8 protein-coding genes are annotated in these 17,542 nt (G+C 67.7%); 2 read left to right on the forward strand and 6 right to left on the reverse strand.

From position 1 onward, the window contains the following. Positions 1-8 precede the first annotated feature (8 nt). The 6 genes from ACZK2G_RS21515 to glyQ all read right to left on the reverse strand — a co-directional run bounded on the left by ACZK2G_RS21515 (position 9) and on the right by glyQ (position 14,874). Positions 9-3,455: a hybrid sensor histidine kinase/response regulator gene (locus ACZK2G_RS21515; RefSeq protein WP_046982590.1), complete on the reverse strand. Its 3,447-nt coding sequence runs from the start codon at positions 3,453-3,455 to the stop codon at positions 9-11. Positions 3,456-3,590: 135 nt separating this feature from the next. Next, on the reverse strand, positions 3,591-5,738 hold the full coding sequence (locus ACZK2G_RS21520; RefSeq protein ID WP_478474327.1) for a S46 family peptidase: 2,148 nt from the start codon (positions 5,736-5,738) through the stop codon (positions 3,591-3,593). A 170-nt stretch (positions 5,739-5,908) separates the two neighbouring features. Further along, a complete protein-coding gene (locus tag ACZK2G_RS21525; protein WP_478474329.1) occupies positions 5,909-9,766 on the reverse strand; it encodes a translocation/assembly module TamB domain-containing protein in 3,858 nt (1,285 codons plus the stop codon). Then, positions 9,763-11,559 carry an autotransporter assembly complex protein TamA gene (locus tag ACZK2G_RS21530; RefSeq protein WP_136639445.1) on the reverse strand — a complete coding sequence of 599 codons (1,797 nt, stop codon included), beginning with the start codon at positions 11,557-11,559 and terminating at the stop codon, positions 9,763-9,765. Before ACZK2G_RS21530 ends, ACZK2G_RS21525 begins: the two co-directional genes overlap by 4 nt. A gap of 256 nt (positions 11,560-11,815) precedes the next feature. Then, positions 11,816-13,891 (reverse strand): glycine--tRNA ligase subunit beta, encoded by a 2,076-nt coding sequence (gene glyS / locus ACZK2G_RS21535; protein WP_136639437.1) that lies wholly within the window; start codon positions 13,889-13,891, stop codon positions 11,816-11,818. A gap of 71 nt (positions 13,892-13,962) precedes the next feature. Continuing rightward, a complete protein-coding gene (gene glyQ, locus ACZK2G_RS21540; protein ID WP_006403404.1) occupies positions 13,963-14,874 on the reverse strand; it encodes a glycine--tRNA ligase subunit alpha in 912 nt (303 codons plus the stop codon). Positions 14,875-14,957: 83 nt separating this feature from the next. On the opposite strand from glyQ, the gene ACZK2G_RS21545 reads away from it, so the two are divergent. Continuing rightward, complete coding sequence (locus tag ACZK2G_RS21545) at positions 14,958-16,793, forward strand: GspE/PulE family protein (RefSeq protein WP_046982585.1); 1,836 nt, start codon at positions 14,958-14,960, stop codon at positions 16,791-16,793. After that, positions 16,765-17,511, forward strand: coding sequence for a glutamine amidotransferase (locus ACZK2G_RS21550; RefSeq protein WP_049443849.1), 747 nt, complete (start codon positions 16,765-16,767; stop codon positions 17,509-17,511). The genes ACZK2G_RS21545 and ACZK2G_RS21550 overlap by 29 nt, the downstream gene beginning before the upstream one ends. Positions 17,512-17,542: the final 31 nt, after the last annotated feature.

The following is a 17,542-nucleotide window of genomic DNA, read 5'->3' on the forward strand; positions in this document are numbered from 1 at the left end:
GGCCGGCATTACTGCGCATCGCGCAGCGCGCCGAGGAAGGCGCGCAGCGAGGCTGGCTTGATCGGCTTGGTCAGCACGCGGTATCCCCGTTCGCGTGCCATCCGCTTCAGCTCGTCGCGACCATCGGCAGTCAGCAGCGCGCCGGGCAGCGGGTAGCCGGCCGCCTCGCGCAGCGCCACCAGCGCATCCAAGCCATCCATGCGGTCGTGCAGGTGGTAATCGACCAGCATCACCTGCGGGCGCTCGGCGATCTTCTCCAGTGCCTGGTCGACGGTGGCGGCGGTGATCACCTGCACCTGCCAACGGCCCAGCAACGCGCGCATGCCGTCGAGGATCTCTTCGTCGTTGTCCACGCACAGCACGCGCAGGCCCGCCAGCGAATCGCTGCGCACTGGCGCGGCTACGGTCTGTGCAGGTGTGGCCAGCTCGGTATAGCCCGGCAGCGGTGCCACCCGCGGCAGGATGATCGAGAACATCGAACCACTACCCACGCGGCTGCGTGCGTTCAACCGATGATCAAGCAGGCGCGAGATGCGCTGGCAGATCGACAGGCCCAACCCCAGCCCCTGCTCACCCCAGTCGAACGGTTGCTGGTAGCGATGGAACTCGTCGAAGATCTGCCGCATGTGGTGCTCGGGAATACCCGGGCCGGTGTCCCACACCTGCAGTTCCACCTCGTCGCCGCGGTGACGCACCGCCAGCACGATGCGTCCCTGGCGCGTGTAGCGCAGCGCATTGGCGAGGAAGTTCTGCAGCACGCGGCGCAGCAGGCGCCGGTCACTACGAACCCACGCCGGGCGTGCGAACAGGTCCAGGCGCAGGCCACGGCCAGCGGCGACCGGGGTGTACTGCGCGGCCAGCTCGCGCATCAGCGCGCTCACATCGAACTCGCCGATCACCGGGTGCAGGCCACCGGCATCCAGACGTGACACGTCCAGCAGGCCATCAAGCAGTTCCTCGGCCGCACGCAGCGAAGCATCCACGCGCTCGGCCAGATGCTTCTGCTCGTCACTCACATGGTCGCTGTCGCGTAGCGCCGACGCAAACAGCCGCGCGGCATTCAGCGGCTGCAGCACGTCATGGCTGATCGCGGCCAGGAAACGGGTCTTCGACTGCTGCGCGACCTCGGCTTCATGCGAACGCTCGGCCACGCGCTGTTCCAGCGTTTCATTGGCTTCCAGCAGCGCGCGCTCGGCATGCTTGTAGTCGGTGATGTCGTTGTAGCTGGTCACGTAACCGCCGCCGGGCAGCGCCTGGCCACGCATCTCGATCACCTTGCCGTCGCTGCGGGTGCGTTCGAACACGTGCGGTGAACCGGCCCGCATGTAGCCGATACGGCGGTTGATCTGGATTTCGATATCGCCCTCGCCCAGCTCACCACGTTCGGCGTTGTAGCGGATCAGGTCAGCCACCGGCCGGCCGACGTAGAGCATGCCGTCGGGGTAGCCGAACATGTCCTGGTAACGGCGGTTCCATGCAGTCAGGCGCATGTCCGGGTCGACCACGCTGACCCCGGCGCTGATGTTCTCCAGTGTGGTCGAGAGGATCTCGCGGTTGAAGCGCAGCTCCTGCCCGGCTTCATCCAGCACCGCCACCACTTCGCCCAGGTCCATGCCCGAACCACGCAGCAGGCTGGTCAGCAACAGGCGTGCCGATGCCGCGCCGATCGAGGCAGCCAGCAGGCGCTCGGTGAACTGCACCCACGGCCGGTCGGCCGGTGCCGAGGATTGCAGCTCACGGCCCAGTGACTGCGCCTGTTCGAAGAACGAGCGCCGTGCATGGCGTTCACCCACGACGCGCGAGGCCAGCGCCAGCAGGTCGCCCACATGCACGTGACCGGGCCAGCCACCGGCCACCGACGGGCGTTCGGCATACGGGTCGAGGAACGGTGCAGCGCGCAGGCGCTCGTCCACGCCGGGACGCCAGCGCGCGGACACCAGCATCATCGTCGCCGCGTTGACCAGCAGCGACCAGAACGTGCCGTGGGTCAGCGGATCCCAGCCGGTCATGCCGAACAACTGCTGCGGGCGCAGCCAGGCAATACCGAACGGGCCGTTCTGCACCCAGCCGTCGTCCATCCAGCCGGCGATGGTCATCGCCGGCAGCAGCAGTGTGTAGAGCCAGGTAGCGAAGCCCAGCAGCATGCCGGTCTCGACACCGCGGCGGCTGGCACCGCGCCAGTACAGGCCACCGATCAGGCCCGGCGCGAACTGGGCCACCGCGGCGAAGGCCATCAGGCCGTACGAGGCCAGCGTGCTGTCGTTGCTGCTGCTGCGGTAGTAGCTGTAGGCCATCAACGCCAGCAGCAGGATCGCCAGGCGGCGGATCCACAACACCCGTGAAGCGACGTCGGCCGCTTCCTGGTGATCACCACTGCGGCGCAGCAGCACCGGCATCACCAGGTCGTTGCTGACCATGGTAGCCAGCGCGATCGAAGACACGATGACCATGCCGGTAGCGGCGGAGAATCCGCCGACGTAGGCGATCAGCGCCAGGGCGTTGCGCCCCTCGGCCAGCGGCAACGCCAGCACCATCGAATCATCGGCGACGCTGCTGCCGGTGCCGAACAGGCTGACACCCGCGGTAGCGATCGGCAGCACCATCGCCGAAATCAGTACCAGGTAACCACCAAACATCCAGCGCGCGCGGCGCACATCGCGCACGTCACCGCATTCAACCACGGCCACGTGGAACTGGCGCGGCAGGCAGATGATGGCGAGGAAACTGAGCAGGGTCTGCGAGATGAAGCCTACCGGCGGCAGCCCGGTGAACAGCGTATGCACCGACTCCACCACCGCCTCGTTGCGGTCGCTGAGCCACACATAGGCGAACACGCCCACCGCCACCATCGCCACCAGCTTGATCACCGATTCCAGCGCGATGGCCAGCATCATGCCGTGGTGGTGCTCGGTGGCATCGACCTGGCGGGTGCCGAACAGGGTGGCGAACAGCGCCATCAACAGCGCCACGTACAGCGCCGGATCGCTGAAGAACCCGGTCGGGCCTGTGTTGCCGGTCAGCACCTGCAAGCTCATTGCCACCGCTTTGTACTGCAGGGCCAGGTACGGAATGATGCCTATCAGCGCAATGATCGCCACCAGCGCCGCCAGCCGCCGTGAGCGGCCGAAACGCGAGGAGATGAAGTCGGCGATCGAGACCACGTTCTGGCTGCGCGCGATCAGCGCCAGGCGTTCAATGATGCGCCAGCCGAACAACAACAACAGCAACGGGCCGATATAGATCGGCAGATAACCCACGCCGTTGCGCACGGCGGTGCCGACTGCGCCGTAGAAGGTCCACGACGAGCAGTACACGGCCAGCGCAAGGCTGTAGACCACTGGCCGCAGCCAGGGTCTATCCGGATACATCGGCCGACGGTCGCCCCACCACGCCACGCCGAACAGCAGCGCAGCATAGGCAACCGAGACCAGCAGCAGGATCCAGCTGGAGACCACGCGCGCGTTTCCGTCGGAAGAACCCGCAGTGTAGGCCAGGCGTGGCCGGGTGTACGGGCTCGTTGGGGGCAACCACCCCCACCAAGGTGGGGGCTTACGCGGTGCGGGCCACAACCGTTGGTCGTGGCCGGCTTCTTACTGGGCCGGAACGCCCATTTCCTTCAGCAGTTCCGGCGCCGGGTAGACCTTGGCCAGCAGCCAGCGCAGGTAGCGCATGTCCACGTGCACGGCGCGCTTGTAGCGCGGGTCGAACCACCAGCTGGCGCTGACCGACTCCCAGTTGCTGTCGAAGTTCAGGCCGATCAGTTCGCCCTTGGCGTTGAGCACCGGCGAGCCGGAGTTGCCACCGGTGGTATCCAGGTTGGTCAGGAAATTGACGGTCTGGGTCTTCAGTGCCGGATCGGCGGTGCTGCCGAAGTCGCCCTTGGCGATGGCCGCCAGCAGCGGCTTGGGTGCGTCGAACGGATAGGCGTTGGTGTTCTTCTCGACGATGCCGGCCACGGTGGTCACCGGCGAGTAGGTCACGCCATCGCGCGGGTGCAGCGCCTCGACCTTGCCGTAGCTGATGCGCAGGGTGCGGTTTGCATCCGGGTACACCGCGCGGCCCTGCTTGGCACGCCAGGCGAACAGCGCCTGCATGTAGGCCGGGCGCAGGCGCAGCTGCTCGCCTTCGCGGGTCTTGCTCTCGTTCTCGATGCGCAGCTGCGCGGCCACCAACGGGCCGGCCACGGCGATCAGCGGATCGGCGGCCAATGCCTTGCCTTCGCGCGCAGCAGCGAAGCGCGACAGGCGCTGCGCCTCGTCACCCAGCTGGGTGCCGGCGTACAGGGTGTCCAGTGCCTTGGCCAGCTGCTCCGGGGTACGGCCGAAAGCGGTGTCGAACTCTGCCACGCGCTGCGCGTCCGGCAGCTGCTGGTAGCGGCTCAGCAGGGTGGTCAGCAGCGCCTTCTCGACCTCGGGCGCGTAACGTCGCTGGACCTGCTTGAGCACGCCTTCGATCATCGCCTGGTCGCGCTGCTGGAAACCGCTCTCGCGCTGCGCGTCCGGCTTGGCCGATTCGATGCGCAGGCGTTCCAGCAGCAGCGCCGAGCGCAGCAGCTGGCTCTGTGCGGCCATCTGGTCCAGCAGCAGGTCACGCTCGCCCACCGCCGCGCCCTGCGACAGGTTGGTCAGCAGCGCCTTGATGTCGCCCTGGTACTTGCGGTCGGTGGCCGCCAGCATCGCCGTCTCGTCGGCGGCACGCTGGGCCTTGGCGTCGCTGCGCAGCAGGCCTTCCAGCTCACCCGCGGCGCGCTTGCGGTTGTTCTTCAGCGACTGCAGCTGCGAGGCGTAGCGGGTGCGCGCCTGCGCGTCCTTGGCGCTGGCGGCCTCGATGGTGTCGATCATCTGCTGGAACACCGACACGCGGCGCGGCAGCACGGTATCGATCTGGCCGGCGAATTCGGCGGCGGTGCGATGGCGATAGGTGATGCCCGGGTAACCGGCCAGCATCGCGTAGTCGCCCTCCTTCGGGCCTTCCACCGACATCTGCAGGTGCGCCGGGGCCTGGTAGGGCACGTTGTCCTTGCTATAGGCGGCCGGCTTGCCGTCCTTGCCCACGTAGGCACGCAACAGGGTGAAGTCGCCGGTGTGGCGCGGCCACATGAAGTTGTCGATCTCATCGCCGTAGTTGCCGATCGCACGCGGTGGCGCATAGACCAGGCGCACGTCGCTCAGCTCAAGCTGGGCGATGCGGTAGAAGTCGGTGCCGTAGTACATGTTGACCACCGAGCAGCGCACGCTGCCGTCCTTCTCGCACTCGGCCACGATCTGCTTGCTGGCCGCATCCACGGCATCGAAGTAGGCACGACCGGTCTTGCCCTTGGCCTGTGCCAGCACCTGGTCGGTCACCTTGTCGAAGCCGACGGTGACCAGTACGCGGAAGTCCGGGTTGGCCGGGCGCTCGTCGGCGCGGCCCTTGGCGATGAAGCCGCCGTTGATCAGGTCGTGCTCGGGCGAGCTGTTGTACTGGATCACGCCCATCGCCACGTGGTGGTTGGTCAGCAGCAGGCCGTCAGCAGACACGAACGAACCGGTGCCGCCACCGGCACGCACCACGGCGCTCAGCGGCGGCGCGGTGACGTTGGCCAGGTCGGCCGGATTGCCCTTGAAACCTGCTGCCTGCAGCGGCTTGGCCAGTTCCGGCAGCTGCGTCGGCATCCACATGCCTTCATCGGCGTGGGCGCCGGCGGCGAGGGTCAGGCCCAGGGCCAGGGCGGTGGGAAAGGCTTTGCGTGGTGACATGAGGCGATCCGGTACGACAGAACAGCCCGGGACCATAGCCGCTGGGGCCGGATGGGGCAACGGCCGATGGTTGGGTCGACGTGCACGGTAGTGCCGGCCGCTGGCCGGCAACCCACGCAACTCCGGAGATACGGTGCAGTTGCCGGCCAGCGACCGGCACTACCGCATCGTTACTTCTCCCGCCGCCAGTTGATCGATCCACGGTTTTCCACCGTGCTCGATTCCACTTCCACGTCGAAGCCACGACGCAGCAGGTACTTCAGCGTGATCACCGAGCCGGCACCCACCAGCGACACGCCGTAGCCGACATACAGCTTGGGCGAGATGTACTTGCCGACGCCGATCACCGAGCCACCCAGCGCGCGCGACTGGCTCACGCCGGCATCGTCCAGGCCCAGTTTGGCACCGAGCTGCGACGCCAACAGGCCACTGCCTGCCGACAGCGCCGCCGAGGCGGCGTTGACCTGCTGCGTCTGGTCACTGCTGGCGCCGGTCAGGCTGCGCCCCAGCACCAGGTAACCCAGTGCCTCGGACTGCGACATCGCCGGCTCGGACCACACATCCGCACGCGGCTGCTGCGCCCGCCCGGTCACGTCGATGCCCGCGGTGACATCACCGATCCGGCGCTCGGCGCGGATGTTGATGCGCGGGTCGGACACCGCGTTGTAGTTCCAGGTGAGGTTGCCGCGGGTGATGGTCAGATCCTGGCCATAGGCCTTGTAGCGACCGCTCACTTCCAGCCCGCCATTGGCGGTCATCTCGCGGCCGGGCTTGGCCCAGACCTGCATCTTGCCGGTCAGCGCGCCCTTCAGGCCGAAGCCCGTCATCTTCACCTTGTCGCCGAGGCTGACGGTCAGGTCCATGTCCAGCGGCGAGGTGCGCGACTCTTCCGGATCGGCCGGATCCAGCACCACCACGTCTTCGGACACCGAGGTGCCGCGGTCCAGGCGCTCCAGATCGATGTCGGCCTCGGGTACATGCACCGTTCCGCGCAGTTCCATCGCGGCCTTGGCCAGGGTGAAGTCGAGATTGGGATTGGCGACGATGCGCAGCTCGCTGGTGTTGGACAGCAGCACGTTGTCGCCGTGGATCTTCAGCTGCAGCGGCTGCGCATCGCCGAACCAGGACAGGCCGCCGTCGACATACAGCGTGCCCTTGCCCGAATTAGCCTGTGCGGTGATCTTGGCCGAGCCATCGGGCTGGGCGACGAAGCTGCCCTTGCCCTGGTCGAAGGTCAGGCCCAGCGCCGGGAACTCGCCCTTGAAGTTGCTCAGCTGCGCATCACCGCCCAGCGACGGCTGGCCGCGCGTGCCACGCAGGCTCACGTGGCCTTCGATCAGGCCGGTCGGGCGCACGATGTCCGGCGAGAACAGCTCCAGCCAGTACAGCCGCGACATGTTGAGGTAGAGCTCGCCATTCAATGGCGCGCTGGCCTCCCAGCCGGTCTGCATCTTCGCATCGACGAAGCCGTTGCCCTGGAAGCCCATGCCCAGGTAGCCCTTGATGCTGGCCGGGGTCATGTCCAGCTTGAGCGAGAACTGGTCGTAGCGCACCAGTTCGCCACGCGTGGTGTCCCCCACCGTGTTGCGGTTCTCGCCCAGGCGCACGCCGCCTTCCTTCGAGCGCACTTCCACATGGCCTTCCCAGGCGTTGCCGCGCGGTCGGATCTGCGCGTCCAGGCTGACATCGCCGCGCAGGTAGATGCGACGGCCGGACTGCGGCGGCAGCCACGGCTGCACCAGCGCCAGCGGCAGCGCATCACTGCGCACCACCAGGCCCTCGCGCGGCCAGTTGGCCTGTGCGCACAGTGCGCCGCTGCTGGCAGCAGCCAGGCAGGCTTCGCCCAGCGTGTAGGTGCTGCCGTTGATCGCAAACGCCGCCGGTGCACGCAACGACCAGGCATCGCCCTTCACCGGTGCGATGCGCAGCGATGCCAGCTCGCCACGCCACTGCGCGCCCTGCTGGCGGACGCTGCCCTGCAGCTCGACCGCGCCCAGCTCGTTGCGGGTCTGCGCGGCCAGGCGCAGGTTGGAGACACTGCCCTGCGCGTCGATGTTCAGCCGCTCCAGCAGCATGCCGGCATTGACCTGCTGGCCCTGGATCGCCAGCGTGCCGCTGTCGCCGCGCCACGGCAGGCGGCCCTTGATGCTCACGCTCTCGGCGCCGTAGCCATCCCAGTTGAGGTTGTTGCCGACCAGGTCGGCGGTGATGTCCGGCGCATCGCGCGGGCCCTTCACCTGTACCTGGCCACGCAGGCCACCATCGGCGCCCGGCAGCAGGTCACTCAGCTGCAGCGGTTCGAAGCGCGCGTCGATGTCGAGGCGATCGCCAACCTTGCCCGAAGCGGTCACCCGGCTGCTGCCCAGCGACAGTTTCAGGTCGCCCTGGCCCTGCTCACCCTGCAGCGCGAACTTGCCCTGCGCATCGAGATTGCGCTGGCGCAGGATGCCCTTCAGCGACGGCAGATCCACCGTGGCTTCCAGCGTGCCGGCGGTGCCCGGCGGCGCATTGGCCGGCGCCGGCAGCTGGCGGCCCTTGGAAGCCAGATTGCCCGACAGGCGCCCGTCCCAGCCTGGCGCGAAGTAGCCGGGATCGAAATCCTTCAGCGTGGCCTTCGCATCCCAGTCCAGCTGCGGTGCCCAGGCCACCTTGCCTTCCACCTGCAGCTGCCCGCCCGGGGTCTGCGCCTGCAGTTCGCGGATCTCAGCGGCCTGGTCATTGCCACGCACGTCGAAGCGCAGCTGTGCTTTCTGCTTTTCGCGCTCGACATCGGCACGACCGATCGCCGCCCAGGCCTTCAGGGTACCGGCCAGGCCGAAGCGTGCTTCCTTCAGGGTCACCGGTACCGGCGCACTGCCGGCCGTGTTCGGATCCGCTGCCGGCACGTAGGTCAGGTCATGCGCGACCACCGAGAAGTTGAGCTTCTGCTGGTCTTCCTGGCTGAAATCGGCAGTGCCTTCCAGGCGCGCTTCGCCGCCGAAGCCCTTCACCAGCAGCGGCGAGACCTTCAGCACCTGGTCCTGCAGCGATACCACCGACGGCGCCAGCTCCAGTTCCTGGTCGCCCTGCTTCACCTTGCCGCGCAGGTTGGCATTGCCACCCTTGCCGGCGGCGGTGAAATCCAGCGCCAGCGGGGCGATTGCCGAGCTCGCCAGTGCCGGTGACAACAGCGCCAGATCCAGCTCGTCGCTGCGCACGCTGGCGCTCCAGCTCGGATCGGTGCGGCCATCGAACACCAGCATCGCGTGCAGCGGCTTCGGCGCACGCCCGGCCACCGCCACCTCCATGTGCGACAGGTCACCGCGCGCGACCAGGCCCAGGGTAGCGGCGGTGCGGCCACGTGGCGCCGGCAGCATCGCAGTGACGGTCACATCGGTGTCGTAGTCCTTGGCCGGGATGTAGCGGCCCTGGGCAGTGAAATTGCCCATGTCGCTGTCCACTACCAGCTTGTGTGCCTGGAACTCGCCATTGGCGATCTCGATGCCGCCGCGCACGCGGCTGATGTCGATCACCGGCTCGTTGGCCTGGCTGATGCGGAAACCGTCGATGGCGATGGCATCGGCCTGGATCGCCAGCGGCATTTCGATCTGCGGCAGCGAATCGGGCCACGACGGCAGCTTGAACGGCTCGTCGCTCTTGGCCAGGTTCAACGTCGCGTTGGTCAGTTCCAGCTTGTCCAGCAGCAGCTTGCGGCCCAGCAGCGGGCGCAGGTCCGGCTCCAGGTGTGCACGCTCGGCATGGAAATGGATGTCGTCGTAGCGGAAGTCGACGTTGTACAGGGTCAGCGGGCCGGCCACCGGACCGTCCACCTTGTCCCAGGTGAAGCTGGCGCCCACCGGCAGCCGTGCCACCACCTGTGCCAGCAGCACATCGCGTCCGGCCACGGTCTGCAGCAGCCAGTACACCGCCAGCAGGGCCAGCAGCACCAGGCCGACCACGCCGGCGCCGGACCACGCCCAGAAGCGGCGGCGGCGATAGAAGCGCACGCGCGGCGGCGGCGTGTTCGGGGTCGGTGCGGGCGTGCTCAAAGGTCCGCTCCGATGTTCAGGTACAGCTGGAACTGCGAATCCGGGTTGTTCAGGCCATGCGCGATATCCACGCGCACCGGCCCCACCGGCGACTTCCAGCGCACGCCGAAGCCAACGCCGGTATGCAGGTCAATGGTGTTGTCGAACGCGCTGCCGGTATCAACGAACACCGCCGCGCCCCACGGACCGCCATTGAAGTAGTGCTCGTACTCGGCCGAACCGATCACCAGGTTCTTGGCACCCAGCGCGTACTTGTCCGGCGCCGGGGTCCGCGGGCCGACCTCGCGATAGGCGTAGCCGCGGATGCTGCGGTCGCCACCGGCGAAGTAGCGCAGGCTGGGCGGCATCGCCACCAGATCGCTGGTCCAGGTGGTGCCGCCTTCGCCGCGCAGGATCAGGCGGTTGCTTTCACCCACCGGGATGTACCAGCGCAGCACGGCGTTGGCCTGCACGAAGCTGGTGTCCGAACCCACGCCTTCAATGCCGGTACGCATCGTCGCGGTGCCGCTGATGCCCTTGCGCGGGAACATCTCGTCGTCGACGTTGACGTAGTCGGCCACCAGCTGCGGGTAGACCAGCGTCGAGGTGTTGTAGACCGCGTCGGTGAACTCGGTACCCGAGGCATAGCGCCAGCGCTCACGCAGCGCGTTGATCGAGGCGATCGCGGTCCAGTGCTCGTTGATCTCGCCGCTGCGGCTGGCGATCAGCTTGAAGTTGCGCAGGTCGATGTAATCGGTCTGCTCGTCGTAGGCACTGGCGGCGAAGGTGTACCAGCCATCAAGCCACTTGAAGGCGGGAATACGGTAGCTGGTGACCAGGCTCTTGCGCCTCTGTGCATAGTCCAGCTGCGTGTTCATCTTGTGGCCGCGGTTGTTCAGCCACCGCCGCTCGATGCCACCGCGCACACCCGGGCCACTCTCACTGCCGTAGCTCAGGCCGGCGGTGTAAATGGTGCGCTTGGCGCGGGTGAGCTTCACGTCCACCGGCACTTCGCCGTTCTCATCGGCCTGGTCCGGCCGCGGCTGGATGTCGATCACGCTGAAGTAATCCAGCTTGGTCAGCGACTCGCGCAGCCGGTCCAGCTTGCCCTCGTGGAAGTAGCTGCCCTGGTCCCAGTACACCAGCGGGTCGAACAGCTTGTCGACGAAGTAGTCCTGCTCGAAACGCACCGGGCCCATGTTGTAGCGGCGGCCGCTGTCCCAGGTCAGGTCGATGTCGGCAGCGTTGTCGGCGCGGGTGATCTGCACCTGGCGCTGGGTGTAGTCGGCGTCGAAGTAACCGCGCTCGGCCAGGCGGCGGGTTACGGTGATCTTGCTGGCCTCGTACTGGGTATGCACGAAGCGCTGGCCCTTGCGCGGCTTGAACTTGGCCAGGTCGTCCTGCAGGTACTGGTCGTACATCGCCGGGCCGGTGATGTCGATGTGCTCGCGGCGCACGGTCACCGGGGTGCCCTTGTCGACGTGGATCAGCACGCGCACGTGCTCGTCCTCGCGCGGCGCCTCGACCTTGATCACCGGGTTGTAGTACCCGAACGGCTCCAGCGCCTGGCGGGTCTGCCGCTCGGCCTGGGACAGCAGGTACTCCAGGCGCGATTCGCCCTGTTCCTTGCCGATCGTGTCGTACAGCGACAGCGATTCCTGGATGTTCTCGATGATTGCGGCGTCGTCGCCCTTGTCCAATCCCTTGATGTCCACCTTGTCGATGGTGCCGCGCGCATGGGCCACGGAGGTGGCGGCCAGCGTCAGGACCATCAGCGGCAGGGCGTATTTCTTTGGCTGCATGCGGCACAGCATACCGACCGGAGGTGACGATGCGAAATGCATCACGTCATTGGGGATCGGTTGTTAAGTGGCGGTCAAAATACGCGCCTTTGTGGCGATCATCGCAATTGAAGGCGAGGATGCCGGCATCGTGCGCGATGCCGGCAATGACCCCGATGGACATCCGCCGGCGATGTTCCAGTAGTGCCGGCCGCTGGCCGGCAACCCACACATCGATTCGAAACGCGGTGGCAACGCCGGCCAGCGGCCGGCACTACCGATACGGGCGTCAGCTCGACAGATGCTCGATCGCCGCGACCTTGCCCAGGCGCTCGCCCAGCATCGTCAGCAGCGCCAGGCGGTTGCCACGCAGGGCCGGATCTTCCGCATTGACCATCACGCCATCGAAGAAGGCATCGACCTGCGGGCGCAGGCGCGCCAGGCGCGCCAGCACGGCCACGTAGTCCTTCTGCTGCAGGCTGGTGCCGGTGTCGTCGATGGCCGCGGTGACCGCTTCGGCCAGCGCGCGCTCGGCGTCTTCCTGCAGCAGCGCCGGGTCGATCTGGCCCGGGATGTCGCCTTCTGCCTTGCGCAGGATGTTGCGGATGCGCTTGTTGGCCGCAGCCAGCGCCTCGGCTTCCGGCAGCGCGGCGAAGGTGCCGATCGCATCCAGTCGGCGGTCGAAGTCGTACAGCGAGGCCGGCTTCAGCTCGGCTACGGCGTTGAAGTGCGTGGCCGGCACGCCCTTGTCAGCGTAGTAGCCCTTCAGGCGGTCGAGGATGAAGTCGTACAGTTCGCCAACGTCGGCCTGCACGTTGCGCGCAGCCAGGCCGGCGTTGGCACTGGCCAGCAGCGCGCGCAGGTCCAGCTCGAAACCGCTTTCGATGATGGTACGGGCCAGGCCCAGCGCGTTGCGGCGCAGGGCGAACGGGTCCTTGTTGCCGGTCGGCTTCAGACCCGCGGCGAAACCACCGGCCAGCGTGTCCACGCGTTCAGCAATGGCCAGCACCTTGCCCAGCGGCGAGAGTGCGATGTCATCGCCACCGAAGCGCGGCTGGTAGGCCTCGTCGATGGCCAGCGCCACATCCTCCGCTTCGCCACCGGCCACGGCGTAGTGGCGGCCGGCGATGCCCTGCAGTTCCGGGAACTCGTTGACCATGCGCGACTGCAGGTCGTTCTTGGCCAGCTCGGCGGCACGCCGGGCCTGTGCGGCGTCGGCGCCGACCTGCGGTGCGATCACCTCGGCCAGGGCCGCCACGCGCGCCACCTTGTCGGCCACGCTGCCCAGCTTGGCCTGGTAGGTCACTGTCTTCAGGCCGTCACCCATCGACACCAGGCCCTGCTTCAGGTCCTCGTCGAAGAAGAACTTGGCATCGGCGAAGCGCGGGCGGATCACGCGCTCGTAGCCCTTGGCCACTTCAGCCACGTCCTTCGATTCGATGTTGGCGATGCCGATGAACTTCTCGGTCAGCGTGCCACTGTCATCCAGCACCGGGAAGAACTTCTGGTTGATCTCCATCGTTTCGATCAGCGCTTCCTGCGGTACCGCCAGGAACGCGCGCTCGAAGCTGCACAGCACCGCCGACGGCCACTCGACCAGGTTCACCACCTGCTCCAGGTTGTCTTCGGTGATGCGCGCACTGCCACCGGCCTTGGCCGCGGCGGCCTCGACCTCGGCGACGATGCGCGCGCGGCGCTCACTCGGGTCGACCAGCACGAAGGCGGCGCGCAGGGCTTCAACATAGTCCTGCGGCTGTGCCAGCGACACCGCCTGGTCGTGGTGGAAGCGATGGCCACGGCTGACGCGGCCGGCCTGTAGGCCGAACAGCTCGGCTTCAACCACGTTGGCACCGTGCAGCAGCACCAGCCAGTGGGCCGGGCGCGCGAAGCCCCAGGCGTGATCGCCCCAGCGCATCGGCTTGGGAATCGGCATCGCCGCAATTGCCTCGCGCAGGATCTCCGGCAGCAGGCTGGCGGTGCTCGCGCCCGGCGTCACCGCGCGGTGCACGAAACGCTCACCCTTGTTGTCGGTGGTCTTCTCCAGCGCAGTCCAGTCGATCCCGGCCTTGGCGGCGAAGCCCTGCAGGGCCTTGGTCGGCTGGCCTTCGGCGTCCAGCGCGATGTTCAGGTACGGGCCCAGCACTTCGCTGTGCTGTTCCGGCTGCTCCAGGCCGACGCCCGGCAGCAGCACGGCCAGGCGGCGCGGGGTCGACAGCGGGCGTGCATCGCCCAGTTCCAGCGCGACGCCGCGCTTGCGCAGGCCGTCGACAACGCCATCGAAGAAGGCCTGGGCCAGGCCCGGCAGCGCCTTGACCGGTAGCTCTTCGGTGCCCAGTTCGATCAGCAGGGGGGACAATTGGCTCATCGTTTCAATCCTGTGGTGGGGGCGCAGCGCGCGACGCGTCCGGCGCCCCGGAGTAAGGGGGAGAGCGGCCGTCAGGCCTTCTTCGCGCCCGGGAAGCCCAGCTTCTCGCGCTGCTCGTAGTACGCCTTGGCCACCGCCTGGGCCAGCGCGCGCACGCGCAGGATGTAGCGCTGGCGCTCGGTCACGCTGATCGCGCGGCGTGCATCGAGCAGGTTGAAGGTATGACTGGCCTTCATCACCTGTTCGTAGGCCGGCAGCGGCAGGTTCACTTCCACCAGCTTCTGCGCTTCACGCTCGCAGGCATCGAAGCGGTGGAACATTTCTTCCACGTCGGCGTATTCGAAGTTGTAGGTACTCTGCTCTACCTCGTTCTGGTGGTACACATCGCCGTAGGTCACCGGCTGGCCGTCCGGACCGTAGGTCCACACCAGGTCGTAGACGTTGTCGCAGTTCTGCAGGTACATGCACAGGCGTTCGAGACCATAGGTGATCTCGCCCAGCACCGGGCGGCACTCCAGGCCACCGGCCTGCTGGAAGTAGGTGAACTGGGTCACTTCCATGCCGTTGAGCCAGACTTCCCAGCCCAGACCCCAGGCGCCCAGCGTCGGCGATTCCCAGTTGTCCTCGACGAAGCGCAGGTCGTGCACCAGCGGATCGATGCCCAGCGCCTTCAGCGAATCCAGGTACAGCTGCTGGATGTTGTCCGGCGCCGGCTTCATCGCCACCTGGTACTGGTAATAGCGCTGCAGGCGGTTCGGGTTCTCGCCGTAGCGGCCGTCGGTCGGGCGGCGCGAGGGCTGCACGTAGGCCGCGTTCCAGCTTTCCGGACCGATCGCACGCAGGAAGGTGGCCGGGTGGAAGGTACCGGCGCCCACCTCCAGGTCGAGCGGCTGGATGAGCACGCAGCCCTGCTGGGCCCAGAACTGGTTCAGGGTCTGGATCAGGCCCTGGAAAGTGATCGGAACGGTCGGGGTCGCGGACATGCGGACGAGTCTTGGCCGGCAAGGGGGTGCGCTAGTATAACGGCCGACCTGCGGGGCATTCCGTACCCGGGAGGAGCAGGCAGATGGAACATCGGCTGCCGGTGGGCACGCCCGGCGAGGCTGGCGGCGTACCGCTGCCGTGGGGTCGCCTGCAGTTCGAACAGGTGGGCGCGGCCCTGATCGCCGATGGCCTGGTGGCCGAGCAGGACCGGGAACGCATGCGGTTTTCCGCACAGGGCGCGCGCAATGCCAGCGAAGTGCACCCGCTGGTGCTGCTGTCCAACCTCAAGCTGGCGGCCAGTGGCGGCGGCGAGCTGACCCTGGAGCGCCTCACCGAGTGGCTGGCGCGGCACACCAGCAGCCGCTACCTGCGTATCGATCCGACCCGGGTCGACGTTGCCGCCGTCACCGCACTGGTCTCCCACGCCTACGCCCGCCGCCACCGCTTCCTGCCGCTGGCGGTGGATGCCGAGCGCGTACTGGTGGCCACCAGCGAGCCGCTGGTGCAGGAATGGCGCCGTGACCTGCAGCACCTGACCCGGCGCCGGATCGAGCTGGCGGTAGTCAATCCGCTGGACCTGCACCGCTACACCATGGAGTTCTACGGGGTGACCCGCTCGGTGCGCGGGGCCCGTGGCGACGTGCGCGGCGAGGCCAACACCACCCTGCCGAGCTTCGAGCAGCTGGTCGAGCTGGGCCGCACCGGCGACGTCAACGCCGACGACCAGCACATCGTGCATATCGTCGACTGGCTGCTGCAGTACGCCTACGAGCAGCGCGCGTCGGACATCCACCTGGAGCCGCGCCGCGAGATGGGGCGCATGCGCTTCCGCATCGACGGCGTGCTGCACAAGGTGTTCGAGGTGCCGCCGGCGGTGATGACCGCCGTGGTCAGCCGCATCAAGGTGCTTGGCCGCATGGATCTGGCCGAACGCCGGCGCCCGCAGGATGGCCGCATCAAGACCCGTTCGCCCGGCGGCCGCGAGGTCGAGATGCGCCTGTCGACCATGCCCACCGCCTTCGGCGAGAAGTGCGTGATGCGCATCTTCGACCCCGATGCCGCCTTCAAGAGCATCGACCAGCTCGGTTTCAGCCCGCAGGAGGCCGCTGGCTGGAATGCGCTGGTGGAGCGTCCGCACGGCATCGTGCTGGTCACCGGCCCGACCGGCTCGGGCAAGACCACCACCCTGTATTCGACGCTGAAGCGCCTGGCCACGCCGGACGTGAACGTGTGCACGGTGGAGGACCCGATCGAGATGATCGCGCCCGAGTTCAACCAGATGCAGGTGCAGACCAACATCGACCTGGACTTCGCCAGCGGCGTGCGCACCCTGCTGCGGCAGGACCCGGACATCATCATGATCGGTGAGATCCGCGATCTGGAAACCGCGCAGATGGCGGTGCAGGCTTCGTTGACCGGCCACCTGGTGCTGTCCACCCTGCACACCAACGACGCGCCCTCGGCGGTCACCCGCCTGCTCGACCTGGGCGTGCCGCACTACCTGCTGGCCAGCACCCTCAACGGCATCCTTGCCCAGCGCCTGGTACGCACGCTGTGCCCGCACTGCAAGCAGCCACACAGTCTCGGCGCGGCCGATTGGGCGGTTCTGGCTGATAGCCATGCTGCATATCCAGATGCCGCCACGCCCTGTCGGCCGGTCGGTTGCCTGGAGTGCCGGCGCACCGGATTCCTGGGCCGCATCGGCCTGTATGAGTTGCTGCCATTGGGCTCGCGGCTGCGCGGGCAGATCCGCGCCGACATGGATCTGGCCGGTTTCACCCGCGCCGCGCGGGCTGAAGGGCTGCGAACCCTGCGCCAGGCCGGGCTTGAAAAGGTGGCGCAGGGGCTGACTACAATCGAGGAAGTCCTGTCAGTCCTGCCGCCCCCGGATGAACCCAGCCCCATTCCTGATCCTTGAAACCGGCCGCCCGGTTCCGTCGCTGCGCCGCTACGGGCGCTTTCCGCACTGGATCCGCGTCGCCGCCGGGCTGGAAGAACACGAGACGGTGGTGGTTGATGTCGAACACGGTGGCGCCCTGCCCGACCCACATGCCTTCGCCGGCGTACTGGTGACCGGCTCGGCCGCCTTCGTCACCGACCACGCCGAATGGAGCGAGCGCAGCGCCGCATGGCTGCGCCAGACCGCCCACGCGGACCTGCCGGTGTTCGGCATCTGCTACGGCCACCAGCTGCTGGCGCACGCGCTGGGAGGCGAGGTGGCCTACAACCCGGCCGGCCGTGAGTCCGGCACGATCGAGCTGGAACTGCAGCCGCAGGCCGCGCAGGACCCGCTGTTCCAGGGCCTGCCGCAGCACTTCGCCGCTCACGCCACCCACCTGCAGACCGTGCTGCGCGCGCCGGACGGTGCCGAGGTGCTGGCACGCTCACCGCTGGATGGCTGCCACGCCTTCCGCTGGGGCCGCCAGGCCTGGGGCGTGCAGTTCCATCCGGAGTTCGCCACCCACCACATGCGCGGCTACGTACGCGCCCGCGCCGACTGCATCGGTCGCCACGGCGGCTGCGCCCGCAGCATCGAGCGCGCGGTCAGCGCCGCACCGCTGGCCCGCCAGCTGTTGCGCCGCTTCGTCCGCCAGGCGCGGCTGTCTTCAGCCCAGCCGGTGGCAAAACAGGGATAATCGGCGGCACGGGCAGCCGCCCGGCCCCCTC

The sequence above is a fragment of the Stenotrophomonas sp. 107298_Sma genome (assembly GCF_056480345.1).

Coding starts and splice junctions, on each gene's coding strand:
- ACZK2G_RS21520 (WP_478474327.1), bottom strand. CDS start 5,738: ATGTCACCACGCAAAGCCTTTCCCACCGCCCTGGCCCTGGGCCTGACC.
- ACZK2G_RS21545 (WP_046982585.1), top strand. CDS start 14,958: ATGGAACATCGGCTGCCGGTGGGCACGCCCGGCGAGGCTGGCGGCGTA.
- glyQ (WP_006403404.1), bottom strand. CDS start 14,874: ATGTCCGCGACCCCGACCGTTCCGATCACTTTCCAGGGCCTGATCCAG.
- glyS (WP_136639437.1), bottom strand. CDS start 13,891: ATGAGCCAATTGTCCCCCCTGCTGATCGAACTGGGCACCGAAGAGCTA.
- ACZK2G_RS21550 (WP_049443849.1), top strand. CDS start 16,765: ATGAACCCAGCCCCATTCCTGATCCTTGAAACCGGCCGCCCGGTTCCG.
- ACZK2G_RS21530 (WP_136639445.1), bottom strand. CDS start 11,559: ATGCTGTGCCGCATGCAGCCAAAGAAATACGCCCTGCCGCTGATGGTC.